General features: G+C 67.7%; 14 protein-coding genes. 5 read left to right on the forward strand and 9 right to left on the reverse strand.

From position 1 onward, the window contains the following. Positions 1 to 155: 155 nt before the first annotated feature. Entirely contained in the window at positions 156 to 1,229 is a 1,074-nt protein-coding gene (locus tag A6E15_RS04245; RefSeq protein WP_076143996.1) for a pyridoxal-phosphate-dependent aminotransferase family protein, read from the reverse strand. 325 nt (positions 1,230 to 1,554) lie between these two features. On the opposite strand from A6E15_RS04245, the gene A6E15_RS04250 reads away from it, so the two are divergent. Beyond that, the gene (locus A6E15_RS04250; RefSeq protein WP_076143998.1) at positions 1,555 to 2,985 is read left to right on the forward strand and encodes a sensor histidine kinase; all 1,431 of its coding nucleotides are present in this window, start codon (positions 1,555 to 1,557) and stop codon (positions 2,983 to 2,985) included. Between the two features lie 90 nt (positions 2,986 to 3,075). Then, positions 3,076 to 3,714, forward strand: a complete 639-nt coding sequence (locus A6E15_RS04255; RefSeq protein ID WP_076144000.1) for a class I SAM-dependent methyltransferase — start codon at positions 3,076 to 3,078, stop codon at positions 3,712 to 3,714. Between the two features lie 17 nt (positions 3,715 to 3,731). On the opposite strand, the gene A6E15_RS04260 is transcribed toward A6E15_RS04255, so the two are convergent. Beyond that, on the reverse strand, positions 3,732 to 4,508 hold the full coding sequence (locus A6E15_RS04260) for an ADP-dependent NAD(P)H-hydrate dehydratase (protein ID WP_076144002.1): 777 nt from the start codon (positions 4,506 to 4,508) through the stop codon (positions 3,732 to 3,734). A gap of 186 nt (positions 4,509 to 4,694) precedes the next feature. Here A6E15_RS04260 and A6E15_RS04265 point away from each other — a divergent pair, with 186 nt between their 5' ends. Continuing rightward, the gene (locus A6E15_RS04265; RefSeq protein ID WP_076144004.1) at positions 4,695 to 5,315 is read left to right on the forward strand and encodes a phosphoribosyltransferase; all 621 of its coding nucleotides are present in this window, start codon (positions 4,695 to 4,697) and stop codon (positions 5,313 to 5,315) included. Positions 5,316 to 5,427: 112 nt separating this feature from the next. Here the strand turns inward: A6E15_RS04265 and gdhB are convergent, their stop codons facing one another. The 7 genes from gdhB to A6E15_RS20765 form a co-directional block, all read right to left on the reverse strand. Further along, entirely contained in the window at positions 5,428 to 6,750 is a 1,323-nt protein-coding gene (gdhB, locus tag A6E15_RS04270) for a glutamate dehydrogenase GdhB (protein WP_076144006.1), read from the reverse strand. A gap of 2 nt (positions 6,751 to 6,752) precedes the next feature. Beyond that, the gene (locus A6E15_RS20240; RefSeq protein ID WP_139326563.1) at positions 6,753 to 6,899 is read right to left on the reverse strand and encodes a rubrerythrin-like domain-containing protein; all 147 of its coding nucleotides are present in this window, start codon (positions 6,897 to 6,899) and stop codon (positions 6,753 to 6,755) included. A gap of 112 nt (positions 6,900 to 7,011) precedes the next feature. Beyond that, on the reverse strand, positions 7,012 to 9,966 hold the full coding sequence (locus tag A6E15_RS04275; protein ID WP_076144008.1) for a bacterio-opsin activator domain-containing protein: 2,955 nt from the start codon (positions 9,964 to 9,966) through the stop codon (positions 7,012 to 7,014). A 192-nt stretch (positions 9,967 to 10,158) separates the two neighbouring features. Further along, positions 10,159 to 10,332: a DUF7556 family protein gene (locus tag A6E15_RS20760; protein WP_175607201.1), complete on the reverse strand. Its 174-nt coding sequence runs from the start codon at positions 10,330 to 10,332 to the stop codon at positions 10,159 to 10,161. 140 nt (positions 10,333 to 10,472) lie between these two features. Next, complete coding sequence (locus tag A6E15_RS04280; RefSeq protein ID WP_076144011.1) at positions 10,473 to 10,679, reverse strand: DUF2196 domain-containing protein; 207 nt, start codon at positions 10,677 to 10,679, stop codon at positions 10,473 to 10,475. Positions 10,680 to 10,732: 53 nt separating this feature from the next. Then, the gene (msrB, locus tag A6E15_RS04285) at positions 10,733 to 11,134 is read right to left on the reverse strand and encodes a peptide-methionine (R)-S-oxide reductase MsrB (RefSeq protein WP_076144013.1); all 402 of its coding nucleotides are present in this window, start codon (positions 11,132 to 11,134) and stop codon (positions 10,733 to 10,735) included. A 70-nt stretch (positions 11,135 to 11,204) separates the two neighbouring features. Further along, a complete protein-coding gene (locus A6E15_RS20765) occupies positions 11,205 to 11,366 on the reverse strand; it encodes a hypothetical protein (protein ID WP_175607202.1) in 162 nt (53 codons plus the stop codon). A gap of 531 nt (positions 11,367 to 11,897) precedes the next feature. Here A6E15_RS20765 and A6E15_RS20770 point away from each other — a divergent pair. Next, positions 11,898 to 12,062: a hypothetical protein gene (locus tag A6E15_RS20770; RefSeq protein ID WP_175607203.1), complete on the forward strand. Its 165-nt coding sequence runs from the start codon at positions 11,898 to 11,900 to the stop codon at positions 12,060 to 12,062. A gap of 143 nt (positions 12,063 to 12,205) precedes the next feature. After that, positions 12,206 to 13,807, forward strand: coding sequence for a bacterio-opsin activator domain-containing protein (locus A6E15_RS04290; protein ID WP_076144016.1), 1,602 nt, complete (start codon positions 12,206 to 12,208; stop codon positions 13,805 to 13,807). The last annotated feature ends 160 nt before the right edge of the window (positions 13,808 to 13,967 follow it).

Below are 13,967 nucleotides of genomic sequence, written 5' to 3' on the forward strand. Positions count from 1 at the left end.
CTAAACGGGTTTCCCTCCGGCGTTGCGGTGGTATGCGTCGACGTAGCAATTCCGCGGAACCGACTCGGTCGTCCCGGACGGGTAGTCGTCGACGGAGAGCGCGAAGGGAGACCCGAGGCGACTGCGGACACTCGCCGGCCGATCGGAGACTGCCGTCAGGACGACTCGAGGACGGTTTCGAGCGCGTCCATCGTTCGCTCGACCCGGTCGACCCGGGCGTTGTGTCCCATGTGGCCGACTCGGAGGACGTCGGCGGCGAGGTCGCCGAGACCGGTCGCGAGGACGACATCGTGATCGTCGGCTAGCGTCCGTTGCAGTTCCTCGGCCCGACCGGGGACCTCGAGCGCGGTCACGGTCGGCGACGGTCGGGCGTCGTCGGGGTAGACCGACAGCCCGAGGTCGGCGGCCCGCTCGCGACACCGCCGTGCGGCCCGCTCGTGGCGCTCGAAGACGGTCTCGAGGCCCTCCTCGAGCAGCAGGTCGATCGCAGCGCCGAGCCCGTAGAGGTTCGCGGACAGGTGCGTGTAGGGGAACCACTCCTCGTCGGCGGCGTCGCGCCAGGGCTCGAGGTCGGTGTAGAAGCCGCGGGTCTCGAACGATTCGATCGTCGCCCAGGCGCGGTCGCTGACCGAGGCGACGGTCAGGCCCGGCGGCGCGCTGAAACACTTCTGGGAGGCCCCGAGGCAAACGTCGATCCGGTCGGTCGGCACCGCCGTGCCGCCGAGCGAGGAGACGGCGTCGACGACGCTGATGGTGCCGTGGTCCTCGAGCAGGTCCAGCACCGGCTCGAGGTCGTTCAGGACGCCGGTCGGCGTCTCGCAGTGGACCATCGTCGCCACGTCGAACGAGCCCTCCTCGAGGCGGGACTCGACGGCCTCCAGATCGATCGGGTCGCGCCACGAGGAGTCACAGACGACGGCCTCGCCGTCGTATGTTTCCACGAAGTCCGCGAAGCCCTCGCCGTACGGGCCGTTGGCGATACACAGCGCCCGATCTCCGGGTTCGACGAGCGAGGCGACCGCGGCCTCGAGGCCGAGGATGCCCTCGCCGCCGAGGATCACGACGTCGTCGTCGCCGTAGATCGCCCCGAGGTCGTCGGTCAACTTCCGGTAGAACTCGAAGAATTCGGGCTCGACGTCGGGGTTGGGCGTCGGTTCGGCCATCCGATCGCGGACGGCGGCCGGCACCGCGGTCGGCCCCGGCGTCATGCGGAGTCGGTCGTCGCTCATACAACGGCTACCGGGCGTTCGGGGATAAGCGACTCGAGAGCGACCGGCGGACGAGGGTCGCCCAGCACGGCACACCGAAAGAGCCACTGACGATCGTTGCCGACCGCACGGTACCGTCGCGTCGGAATCGATTCACACGGGCTGTCGCCCCGATTCTCCGCCGGCAACCGCAGGCCGGTCGCGGGTACACCGGAACTGACGGGCGACGGCCCGTCTGGGTGCTGCCAGGGGTGTTCGCCTCGGCGTGTAACGACGTCTGCGGAACTGCACAGCGGCTCTCACTCGGTCCCCGATATTTTATACATACGCGAGCAATGCCGTGGTGATGGCCGATTCGAAGGGGGACGACGAACGACCCGCCGACCTTCATCAAAAACTCGTCGAGCAGTCCGGAGATATCGCGACGATAATCGATCCTGACGGGACGATCACGTACGTGAGCCCGTCGGTCAAGCGTATCCTCGGCTACGAGCCCGAAGATTTGATCGGAGACCGTGGCTACGAGTACGTCCATCCGGACGATAGAGCCGCAAACGCCCGCGCGGTCGAACGCGCCCAGGACCGGCCCGATTCGTCACACGTGGTTGAGGTCCGGTTCCGCCGCGCCGATGGCACGTGGTGCTGGATCGAGTCCACGCTGCGCGCTCGACTCGATGATCCGGTGATCGGCGGCATCCTCGCCACGAGCCGAGACATCACCGAGCGGAAAACTCAGGCCCAGTCGTATCGGAAACTCGCCGATGAGTACGAGACCCTCCTCGATAACGTCGAAGACGCGATATTCCTCCTCGACGTCCGATCTACGGAGGACGGCAAGTCGTTCGTGTTCGAGCGTTTGAGCCCGTCGTACGAGGAACAGACCGGATTCACGACCCAACACGTGCGGGGAAAAACCCCGCGTGAGGTGTTCGGAGCGGAACGCGGGGCCGAACTCGAGGCGAACTATCGTCGGTGTTTGCGGGCTCGTGAACCGATCTCGTATGGCGAAGAACTGCCCGTGGCCGAGGACGCACACTTCTGGGACACGGTACTCGCGCCAGTGATCATCGATGGCGAGATAACCCGGATCGTCGGTATCACGCGGAACGTCACTGAGCGTGTCAGACGAGAGCGGCAACTCGAACGGCAAAACGATCGGTTACAGGAGTTTGCGAGCGTAGTCTCTCACGATTTGCGAAACCCGCTCAACGTCGCACAGGGTCGGATGGATCTCCTGAGTGACGCCGTCGAAAGCGAACACCTCGAGCCGACGAAGCAGGCGCTCGAGCGGATGGAGGAGATCATTCAAGATACGCTCACGCTTGCCAAGCAAGGGCAGGTCGTCTCCGATATGGAGGCGATCGATCTCGGCGCGTTGAGCAGTAGTTGCTGGCAGACGGTTGCCACGGACGACGCGACACTCGTGATCGGAGACCAGTTGACGATCCGTGGGGACCGGAGTCGATTACGACACCTCTTCGAGAACCTGTTCCGGAACGCGGTCGAACACGGGGGAACAGCGGTATCCGTTCGCGTCGGCCGGTTCGGTGACCACGGTATCTACGTCGAAGACGACGGACGGGGAATCCCGGTAGAATCTCGTGATGCCGTTCTCGAACCGGGACAGACGTCCGCGGCTGATGGGACGGGGTTCGGCCTCACGATCGTCAACCGCATCGCGGAAGCCCACGGCTGGACGCTTCGGATCAGGGACAGTGCCGACGGCGGAGCCCGATTCGAATTTCAGGACGTCGACATCGTCGAGCAGTGGGGCTGAATTCGCGGGCGAAGCCGGCCAACGAGTATTACTCACCGGCCCGTCAGTGAGACCGAGACGGAAATGACCGACTCGAGTTCACGACGCACGATGGGCGAGCGACGGATCGATCATCCCCTCTTTGCGGCCCTCTACGACCGGTGCATGCCGGACCGGTTGCTGGTCGGGCCCCACCGCGAGTACCTCGCGGCCGACTGCTCGGGGCGGGTCCTCGATCTGGGGGCGGGGACGGGCGCGATGATTCCCTACGTCGCCGCGGCCGGTGACGACGACCTCGAGTACCACGCCGTCGAGCCGGACCCGAACATGCGCCGGCGGGCGGCGGCGACGGCCGACCGGTCGCCCCTGCGGACCTACGTTCGAGGCGACCGCGCGGAGTCGCTGCCGTACGTCGACGACGCGTTCGAGACCGTGATCTCGAGTCTGGTTTTCTGTACGATCGGGGAGCCGGATCGAGCGCTGGACGAGGTCGCCCGCGTGCTGGAGCCGGGCGGGGAACTGCGATTTCTCGAACACGTCCGCAACGACGGCTGGCGCGCGCGGGTACAGGACCGGCTGAACCCGGTCTGGGAACGCGCCGCCGGCGGCTGTCACCTGACCCGCGAGACCGTCGAGCGGTTCGTCGGCCACGACGCGTTCGACGTCCTCGAGGTCGACCGCACCCGACTCGGCGTCGTTCCGGCGACGCCGATCGTCCGGGGCCGGCTCCGACGACGGCGGGAGCCCTGATCGAGCGGCGCTCGCGGCTACCGGATCGCCTTCGGGATGCGCTCGATGACGTCGGTCGCGACGACGCCGAGGCCGTACGCCGCGGTCGCGAGTCCGCCGGTCTTGCCGAGGATCCACGCGCCCAACTCGGCGGCCTCTCGGCGGTCGGTCCCCTGCCCGAGCAGCGAGGCCGTGATTCCGGCCATCGTATCGCCGGTGCCGGCGACGGTCATGGCCGACGTGGCGGTCTCGTTTTCGATCCGCTCGCCGGCGGCGACGATCTCGTCGACCTCGCCCGTGAGCGTGACGACGGCGCCGGTCGCCTCCGAGACGGCCGCGAGCGAACCGGAAGCCTCGTAGCTCGGGTCGTCCTCGGCACCGCTGGCAGGTAGGATCGCGTTCGAGAGGTCCGCCTCGAGGGCTGGCTCGATCGCCAGCGCGTCGACGACGATCGGAGCCTCGATGCGGTCGACGGCTTCGCGGACGGCGTCGGGATCTGCGTCGACGAGACCGGGGCCGATCACGACGGCATCGGCCCACTCGGCTACCTCGAGCGTCCGTTCGATCGCGCCGTCCGAGGAGGCTTCGTGTCCGGAGCGGTCGACGAGCAGGTTCGGCAAGTGGCCCGCGACGGCCTCGTCGGTCGGTTCGGGGACGACCGCCCGGACGTGGTCGGAGCCGGTCCGCAGCGCCGCGCGCCCGACCAGCGCGGGCTGGTTCGGATACGCGACGCTGCCGCCGACGATGCCGACGCGGCCGTTGTCCCGTCCCGTCTCGTCGCTGGCGTTCGAGAGCGGTTGCTGGAGGCGGCCCATACCTCACGTCCCGAGCGTCCCGTGTAGCCGTTCGGCAGGCGATTCCGGTTCGCGCCCGGCACGGACGGCGGAAGCTACAGTAGCCACTGAACGTCACTGCACACACGATCGCACGACGGCTGTGCGATCGGTGTGTAAATCGTTTCAGTTGTTACTATAATACGTGTCGCCGTCGTAGCTCGAGCCATGTTCGAGGACAGAACCGACGCCGGCGACCGCCTCGCCGCAGCGCTCGAAGAGCGGGGACTCGCGGTCGACGTCGTCCTCGGGATTCCCCGCGGTGCCTTGCCCGTCGCGCGGCCGGTCGCCGACGCGCTCGGGGCCGACGTAGACGTCGTCGTCGCCCGCAAACTGGGTGCGCCGGAAAACCCCGAGGTTGCACTGGGGGCGGTCGCCAGCGACGGCAGCGTCTGGTACAACGACGGCCTGCTCGAGCGGCTCGATCCCGACGAAGAATACCTCGAGGAGATCCGCGCTGAGGAAGCCGCGAACGCCCGCGAGAAGGCCGACCGCTACCGCGAGGGCGACGGGCTGCCCGATCTGGAGGGAAAACGCGTGCTGGTCGTCGACGACGGCGTCGCGACCGGCGCGACCGCGACCGCTTGCCTCCGGCAGGTCCGCGAGGCCGGCCCGGAGTGGGTCGGACTCGCCGTCCCCGTGGGCTCCCCGCGAGCGCTCGACGACCTCGAGCGGGAAGCCGACGACCTCATCGCACTGGAGACGCCGGCCGACTTTCGCGCCGTCGGCCAGTACTACCGGACTTTCGGGCAGGTCAGCGACGAGGAGGCGCTCGAATACCTCGAGTGAGACAGTGGTGCCGACCCGGTGATCGACTGCGAAGCGGGCAGACAACTCCAGACCGATCAATCGACGTGCGGTGGCGCGCGCCGGAGACGAAACCGCTACGTGAGTCGCTCGATCACGGCCACAGGCCGCGCGCCTCGTGGGCCTCGGCGACCCGATCGAGCGCGACGGCGTAGGCGGCGTCGCGCCACGAGATGTCCGCCCGTTCGACCTCGTCTTTCAGCGCGGCCCAGGCCCGGATCATCTCGGACTCGAGTTCCTCGTTGACGCGCTCGAGGGACCACTGGCGGCGGTTGATGTCCTGGAGCCACTCGAAGTAGGAGACGGTGACGCCGCCCGCGTTCGCGAGGATGTCCGGGATCACCGGCACGTCCCGCTCCTCGAGGATGGCGTCGGCCGCGAACGTCGTCGGGCCGTTGGCCCCCTCGACGACGATGTCCGCGGCGATCGCGTCGGCGTTGTCGGCGGTGATGACGTTGCCGACCGCGGCCGGGATCAGGACGTCGACGTCGAGCTCGAGCAGGTCCTCGTTCGAAAGCCGGCGCGGACCGTCGTCTTCGGTGAGACCGGCCGCGAACCGGGTGACGGCTTCGGGCTCCTCGTCGTGGGAGGGGATCGCCGCGACGTCGATCCCGTCCGGGTCGTAGACCCCGCCGTTGACGTCGCTGACGGCGATGACGGTCGCGCCCCAGTCGGCGAGCAGGCGGGCGGCGTTGGCACCGACGCTGCCGAAGCCCTGGACGGCGACCGTCGTCTCGGAGAGGGGGTAGTCGTAGTACTCGCAGGTCTCCCGGGTGACGATGGCGACGCTTCGCCCCGGCGCTTCCTCGCGGCCGTAACTCCCGCCGATGACGGGCGGTTTGCCGGTGACGACGCCGGGGATGGTCTCGCCTTCCTGCATGCTGTAGGCGTCCATGAGCCAGGCCATCGCCTGCGGGTCGGTCCCCATGTCCGGCGCGGGGATGTCCGACTTCGGCCCGATCACGTCGCGCAGTTCCTGTGCGAACCGGCGCGTGAGCCGTTCGGTCTCGTCGTCGCTCAGCCGCTTGGGATCGACAACGATCCCGCCTTTCGCGCCGCCGAAGGGCAGGTCCATCACCGCGCACTTCCAGGTCATCCACATCGAGAGACCGACGCACTCGTCGCGGGTCACGTCGGGATGGTAGCGCAGGCCGCCCTTGAAGGGGCCGCGAACGCTGTCGTGTTGGGCCCGGTAACCGGTGAAGACCTCGACCGAGCCGTCGTCGCGCTCGAGGGGGACCGTTACCTCGTGGACCGACGCGGGGTGGCGCAGCCGCTCGAGGGCCGCGTCATCGACGTCCAGTCGGGCGGCGGCGCGGTCGAGTTGCCGGCGCGCCGTCTCGAGTGCGGTTTCCGACTCGGTCGATTCACCCGTCGCTTCCCGGTTCGAGGGCGAAGAACGGTTTTGCGATGCCATCGTTACTCCATCGGTGTGCGCCGATTTCGCATTTCGGCCCCGCACTCGGGGCAGGCGTCCGGTGCGGCGGCGCGGACGACGGTCCCGCATTCGAAACACTCGTAGGTCGATTCCGTCTTGGGGTCGAGTTCGGCGTCTTTGTGTTGCATGTGAGAGATGACGAGCGCGGCTGATCGTGCGTTCGTCGCACTTAGGAATAATAGGGATATTAGGATGAACTTATTCGTCAGATAACTAGCGTCGACGATTTGTTGGGGTTCACTATTCAACCCTCCCCGATGGGTTTGCCGGCAGCCCGATCTCGTCGAACACGATCTCGAAGAGCTTCCGCTGGACGGTTCGCACGTGCCGGTAAAACGCTGCGGGCGAGATGTCGAGCGTCTCGGCGATCGATTCGCCGGACTGCGCGCGCGGCGACTCGAAGTAGCCGCCGTAGTACGCGAGCCGGACGACCTCGAGCTGGCGGTCGGTGAGCCGGTCGCGGAGGCTCGCGTGGAAGTCACGCGGGGTCGTCCGCTCGACGGATCGCTTCGACCGGAGTTCGACCGCGGAGAACACCGTCGAGACGACGTCGGCACCGCCCCGCGCGTCGACGGTACTTGGGACGTCCACGACGACGCGCGTGTCGTCGGGGGTCGCTTCCACGCCGCGCAGCAGTATCCCGTGGTCCGCGAGTTGCAGTGCGAGAACCGGTCGCGAGAGATCGAGCAGGACCGCCCCGCCGACGTCCTCGTCGGCGCCGTCCGCGTCGCCCTCGCGGCCGATGACTCGCGCCCCATCGACGGTGACGAGGTCCGTGGCCGCGGCGGCGACGTCGTCGGGCGACGCGCCCGCGACCGTCACGACGACGGTCGCGCCGTCCTCGCGGTGGCGAACGCCGCCGTCGAACGACACGGTGCAATCGGTCCGTCGGGCGAGGCGAGTAAAGAGGACCGTCTCGTCGCCCACCGCGAACTCGAGGCGCGTACTCGAGTTCGAGAGGAGCGCGCGCTTGCGCTCGACGGCGGCGATCGCGGCGGCGATCGTCTCTCCGAGTTCGGCGAGGACGGTCCGGACCATCTCGTCGAACGCGTCGGACCGATCGGCGTAGACGGTCAGGACGCCGTACGTGAAGTCGTCGTAGGACAGCGGGACGCTCACGACGGACTGGAACTCACAGGCGAGCGCTTCCGACCGCCACGGTTCCTCGCGGAGCCCGTCGGCGACGTTCGCGACGCCGGTTACCGCCCGGTCGGCCGCGGTCCTGACCCCGGGTTCGGTGCCCTCGGTCAGCGAGAGCGACACGCTGTCGAGATACGCCCGTCCCTCGGTCGCGCCGCCGTCGGCGCGGACCGCGAGTCGGTCGTCGCCGGCGTCGGCCGCCCCGATCCAGGCGAACGAAAATCGATCCGCGGTCGTGAGTCGATCACAGACGGCGCGTTCGATCTCGTCGCGAGTCTCCGCGCCGACCAGCGCCTGATCGAGGTCCCTGATGATCTCGTTGATTCCGTTCAGACGGGTGAGCTGGCGGTTGCGCCGCTCGAGTTCGCGGTCGCGTTCGCGCAACGTTCGCTCGCGCCCGATGCGATCGAGCGCGGCCTCGGCGGTCGCGGCCAGCAGGGCCGTCAACTCGCGGGCGACGTCGTCGAAGGCGTCCGGCTCGCTCGAGCCCGCGACGAAGACGCCGTGGTCCCCGAGCGGAACGGACGCGACGCTTCGCAGTTCCGTGCCCGGGTTCGAGAGCAACGGCGACTCGTGGACGTCCGCGAAGAACCGGCTCTCGCCGTCGACGAAGACGCGACCGGGAACGCTGTCGTCCGTCGCCCGGTGGTCCCGGACCGGCCCGTGTAACCGCTCCATGGCCGGCGAGGACGCGGCCGGCCGCAGGACGTTCTCGTCCGTGTCGAACAGGTACGCGGCGGTGGCCTCGAGATCGAGGACGTCCGCCGCGTCGTCGACGACGATATCGGCGATCTCGCGGTCCGTCTCGGCGTACAGCAGCTTGCGGGTGGTTCGGTGCAGCGCCGTCAGCGCCTCCTCGCGGCGTTTCCGCGTCGTCACGTCGCGGCAACTGTAGAGTGTCGTCCCGCCCTGAATCGAGACTTCGCGAACGTTGACCAGCAGCGTGTGTTCCCGGCCCGCCCTGTCGGTGGCGGTACACTCGATGTTGGTCAGGACGCCGGCCGCCTCGAGTTCGTCGCGGTCGAAGAGGTCCGGTCCGAGCAGTTCGTCGATGGTCCCCATCTCGTGGATCTCGTCGTCGGAGTAGCCGAAGACGAAGTGAACGTTCGGACAGACGTAGGTGAACGCCCCGTCGTCGTCGGTGATGAGGACCGTGTCGGTCATGTTGTTGAGCGTCACGCGATGTAACTGCTCGGATTCGCGTAACTCCCGCTCGAGGCGGGCGCGCTCGGTGACGTCGTCCGCCCGTGCGAACAGCGAGACGACGGTCCCGGACTCGTCACGGATCGGGTGGACGGTCACGTCGAACGTTCGCTCCCGGTCGGGATCGGCCCTCTCTCCCGCCGCGTCGCTCCCGTCTCGAGCGGTCGTACCGTCGGCGCGGACACACGTCAGCTCTCGGTGTGTGATCTCCCCGCTCGCGGCCGCGTCGATCGCGTCCCGGAGGACCGCTTCCCCGTCGACGGCCGACTCCCACCACGGGAGTTCCGCGAAGGGGCGGCCGCGGACGTCGGTCGCGGTCGCGTCGATCGCCCCGAGCGCGGGCTCGTTGGCCCGCCGCACGGTCCCGTCCGGCGCGAGCAGCCAGCCGTACGTCTCCGGATCGTCGAAGACGGCGTCGAACGCTCGAGCGCGGTCCCGCCGCCACCGGCGATCGGCGGCGGCCGACAGCGCCCGTTCGATCGCCGGTCGGAGGCCCTCGTCCGGTCCGTCGGCGGAGCCGTCGAGGGGGACGTACGCCGAGACGTCCGCGGCGATCGCCGCGCTCGCGACCGACTCGTCGCCGTCGACCGGCGCGAGGACGACCGGCAGGTCGGGCGCGCGCTCCCTGACCGCCTCGAGGAGGGCGAGGCCGCTCCGATCCGGGAGCGACTGGACGGTCAAAAGACAGTCGACGGGTGTCGTTTCGAGGCGCTCGAGCGCCGCCGCGGCGGTCGACACCGCGGTCGCGTCGAGCGCGCCGTCGTCGAGGACGCTCGCCAGCGGCTCGGGTCTCGTTTCGGTGGGCGCGACGACGAGGAGCCGAGCGCCGTCGAGCGGCCGTTCGGAAGCCATCGTTCCCGTTACGACCTCCGGCCGATAGAACCCATCGTTCCGGTCGCACTCGCCGGGACCGGCACGCCGTCACGGATCGAATCCGTTCGGACGACGTCCGTGTCGCCGTCACCGTCGACGATCTATGCGGCGCTTCGCGAGATCGACGGCGGTCGCTGACGGAGCCCTCGACGGCGGAAAATCCCGAGCGGTCTACCGGTGGTCTTCGACGGTGACGGCCGCCGATTCGGCCATCGCGACCCACGCGTCGTCTCGAGCGATGTCGGCGATCACGAGGTGCGGCTGACCGTCGATCTCGTCGACCGCGGCGACGACGTCGCTCGCCCTGTCCGCCTCTCGTCCGACCGGTGTCGCTTCGGGCGTCATGGTCGGTCCTTTCGCTACATACAGTATGAATGTTCCGGAAGAAGCTCGATAGGTGGTTGAGTACTGGATATAATGTGCCGATTTCGTTTAGATACCGATCTCAGTTGCTACTCGAGTTGAACCTCGGAACTCGGTGGTCGCTACCGGTCGGGCGCGATCGACCGGACGTGCCCGACGATACCGCTTTTCAGTTTCACGTGCGGGCCGTCCGGATCGTCGCCGTAGATCGTCCCGACTTCGCCGACGATCGGTTTCGTGTCCTCGGACTGCGGGTCCGCGTCGTCCTGGACGATCTCGACGGTCATCCCCTGCCGTAGTTCCTCGGCCGTCGGTCGTTCACCCGACATGGGCGGTGATGGGGCAGGGGTTTCGAAAACCGTGCTGCCTGCAGTCGCTACCGTCACTCGTCGTCGAACTCGAGCGCGACGGAGTTGATGCAGTATCGCTTCCCGGTCGGTTCGGGACCGTCGTCGAAGACGTGACCCAGGTGGCCGCCGCAGTTCGCACACAGCACTTCCGTCCGTCGCATCCCGTGACTCGTATCGAGGCGGGTTTCGACCCGGTCGCTGTCGGTGTCGTAGAAGCTGGGCCAGCCGCAGCCGGACTCGAACTTCGTCTCGGAGTCGAACAGTTCGGCACCGCAGCCGGCACAGGCGTAGGTGCCGTCCTCCTTGTGGTCGACGTACTCGCCGCTGAACGCCGGCTCGGTTCCCGCTTCTCGGAGGATCCGGTACTCCTCGTCGGTCAGCCGCTCGCGCCACTCCTCGTCGGCCGACGGGGTGTCCGCTGGTTCGTTGCTCATACCGACAGTAGGGGCGAGCCGTTGAAGAGTCTGTTCGTAGTCACGGCCCACTCTGGGAGGACCGGCCCTCTCAGCGGGTGGTGATGACGTCCGTACTCTCACAGTCCGGACACTGGGTCATTCGGCCCAGTTTCGGGACGTCGATCCGCCGCCAGTCGTCGTCCCCGCCGGGCGCTTCGAAGCCGCAATTGCGACACCGTGACTGTCCGCGCGTCGCCTGATCCTGTGCCATAGGCTGATCTATGCGATGATCATACATAGGCATTTGTTCACATTTGGAGATCTCTCACCGGTTCCGACGGGTCGAGCGGCCGATCGGGACGATCGGCCGCGACCGCGTCTGACAGGGTTGAGCGCGGACGGCGCGACCCGTGGGCCGGCGAACGAACGCCGATCGCGACCGCGAGTCGCGCTGACGAGTTCGGAGATCGGCTCGACGGATCGGCCACCGTCCTCGAGCGCCCGTCGACGAGCGAGCCGTGTCCGGCAAAACGCCCGATCTAGCGCTCGAATCGTCGGTTCGGCGGCCCGGGACGCCGGATCTCCGTGGGGTTCGTCCACGAACGGCGATAAAAGCGTTATCGAACCTATCAAAAACCAATTAAATAGATCGAACCCGTAAATTTCGTCGGACGGCCGTCCCATTCAGGGTGGGAAATACGGGTCGGTAAGCGTCGGTACATCGCTGATTATGATCGGATGATAACTGCTTTACGACGCCGAGGCGACGGCACCGGCGGAGTACCGGAGCGACATCATCGAGTTGTCCTGTTACACCAGCGCGTTGCACGAGGGAGCGAAGTACTACGAGCGGGGCTCCCGAGCGCTCGAGGACGGTGATAGTCGACAAGCCAACGAGTACTTCCAGCAGAGTCAGCAGGAACTGAACCGCTGTGAAAGCAGCGATCGGTCCCTATCGCTTCGCTGACGTCGTCCGCGTTCCGTCGATCGGCCGCGACGCTCGGAAACCGACCGATGGGGTACGGAGCGGCGAGTCCGCGGGTCCGAGCGCCTCGATATAGCACGTGCCGTCCAATCGTGTTAAGGGGGCTAATCCCCTACGTCGGACCGATGGGCACTCGGAACGAACTCGCTGCGTCGGCGCTCGAGGACCTTCCGATCACCGTCGCACTCATCGACGAGGACGGAGAGATTCTGTTGACCAATCGTTCGTGGCGCGAGTTCGGTCCCGCGGACGGCCCCGCGGACCACGTCGGCGTCGACTACCTCGCGAACGCCGCGACGGCCGATGACGAACACGCCCGGCGGGCGGTCGCGGGGATCGAGGCCGTCCTCGCGGGCGACCGGGACGCGTTTTCGATGGAGTACCCGTGTCACTCGCCCGACCAGAAGCGCTGGTTCCTGATGCGCGTCACCCGGTTTTCACACGGGGGCCGGCGACTGGCCTCGCTGGTCCACCTCGAGATCACCGATCGGAAACTGGCCGAGATCGCCGCCGAGGAGAACGCCGAGCAGGTACGCGCGAAACGGGAAGACATCGAACACGTCCTCGAGCGAGTCGACGGACTGGTCAGCGAGATCACCGACGCGGCGGTCGGCGCGGAGACCCGGGCGGCCCTCGAGCGCGACGTCTGTACGCGACTGACCGACACCGATCCGTACGTCCTCGCATGGACCGGCCGGGTCGACGTCACGAGACGGCGGCTCTCGCCTCGCGAGTGGGCCAGTCGTGACGACGTCCCGCTCGAGGACGACGAACTCGTCCTCGAGAGCGACGAGTCCCACCCCGCGGTCCGGACGTTCGTCGACCGGGAGCCGCAGGTGATCGACGATATCGACGCGTTCGACGACGCCGACCGCTGGTGGCCCGTGGGGGCCAGCGAGCGGTTCCGGTCGGTCGCCGCGTTGCCGCTGGCCTACGGCGACGTGACCTACGGCGTCCTCGTGGTGTTCGCCGACGAACCCGGCGTCTTCGACGAGCGGGAATCGCTGGTTCTCGAGTCGCTCGCCGGGACGGTCGCGACCGCGATGAACGCCCTCGAGGCCAGACGGATGCTCACGAGCGAGGCCGTCGTCTCGATCGAGGTCGCCGTCGAGGACCCGTCGCTGTTCGTCACGTCGCTGTCCGAGCGCCTCGACGCGACGATCAGCTACCGCGGGTTGACCTACGACGCCGACGAGACGCCGCGGTTGATCCTCCACGCCGATCGCGAGTTCGACGAGGAGACGACCCTCCTACCGGACGCGGACGCCCGTGACCTCTCGGTCCTCTCGGAGAACGACGGCGGGATCCTCCTCGAGGTCACAGCCGGGGACGGGCCGGTGACGGCGCTGAACGAACACGGTGCGGTGGTTCAGGGACTGTCGGTCAGCGACGGCGTCGCCGACCTCGCCGTCGAGTTGCCCGACAGCCGGTCCGCTCGCTCCGCGTACGACCTCCTCGAGCGTCGGTACGACCGGGTCGAACTGATCAGCTACCACGAACGGGAAGAGCCGAGCCAACGGCCACACGACGTCTCGGCGCGGCTCGAGTCGTCGCTGACCGACCGACAGTTGCTGGCGTTGCGAAAGGCCTACCACGCGAATTACTTCGAGTGGCCTCGCGACATCTCCGGCGAGGAACTGGCCGACTCGATGGACATCTCCCGGTCGACGTTCCACCAGCACCTCCGGACCGCCCAGCGGAAGGTCCTCGAGGAACTGTTCGACTGAGACGGATCGGTGTCTCGAGGTCCCGGTGCGACCGTCTCCGTCCCGCAGTCACACCGGAGCCGACTCGGGGCGATCCGACCCGTCGATCGATTGGACTGTGCCGGGAGCGAGACCGTCGTCCGACAACGATTCTGAACATAGTGAGGGTATGCTACTTTAT

This window comes from Natrinema saccharevitans, from assembly GCF_001953745.1.
GTDB lineage: Archaea > Halobacteriota > Halobacteria > Halobacteriales > Natrialbaceae > Natrinema > Natrinema saccharevitans.

Excerpts from the sequence above, each read along its gene's own strand:
- A6E15_RS04255 (WP_076144000.1), top strand. The coding sequence starts at position 3,076 with ATGGGCGAGCGACGGATCGATCATCCCCTCTTTGCGGCCCTCTACGAC.
- gdhB (WP_076144006.1), bottom strand. The coding sequence starts at position 6,750 with ATGGCATCGCAAAACCGTTCTTCGCCCTCGAACCGGGAAGCGACGGGT.
- A6E15_RS04290 (WP_076144016.1), top strand. The coding sequence starts at position 12,206 with ATGGGCACTCGGAACGAACTCGCTGCGTCGGCGCTCGAGGACCTTCCG.
- A6E15_RS04250 (WP_076143998.1), top strand. The coding sequence starts at position 1,555 with ATGGCCGATTCGAAGGGGGACGACGAACGACCCGCCGACCTTCATCAA.
- A6E15_RS04245 (WP_076143996.1), bottom strand. The coding sequence starts at position 1,229 with ATGAGCGACGACCGACTCCGCATGACGCCGGGGCCGACCGCGGTGCCG.
- A6E15_RS04265 (WP_076144004.1), top strand. The coding sequence starts at position 4,695 with ATGTTCGAGGACAGAACCGACGCCGGCGACCGCCTCGCCGCAGCGCTC.
- A6E15_RS04275 (WP_076144008.1), bottom strand. The coding sequence starts at position 9,966 with ATGGCTTCCGAACGGCCGCTCGACGGCGCTCGGCTCCTCGTCGTCGCG.
- A6E15_RS20760 (WP_175607201.1), bottom strand. The coding sequence starts at position 10,332 with ATGACGCCCGAAGCGACACCGGTCGGACGAGAGGCGGACAGGGCGAGC.
- A6E15_RS04280 (WP_076144011.1), bottom strand. The coding sequence starts at position 10,679 with ATGTCGGGTGAACGACCGACGGCCGAGGAACTACGGCAGGGGATGACC.
- msrB (WP_076144013.1), bottom strand. The coding sequence starts at position 11,134 with ATGAGCAACGAACCAGCGGACACCCCGTCGGCCGACGAGGAGTGGCGC.
- A6E15_RS04260 (WP_076144002.1), bottom strand. The coding sequence starts at position 4,508 with ATGGGCCGCCTCCAGCAACCGCTCTCGAACGCCAGCGACGAGACGGGA.
- A6E15_RS20765 (WP_175607202.1), bottom strand. The coding sequence starts at position 11,366 with ATGGCACAGGATCAGGCGACGCGCGGACAGTCACGGTGTCGCAATTGC.
- A6E15_RS20240 (WP_139326563.1), bottom strand. The coding sequence starts at position 6,899 with ATGCAACACAAAGACGCCGAACTCGACCCCAAGACGGAATCGACCTAC.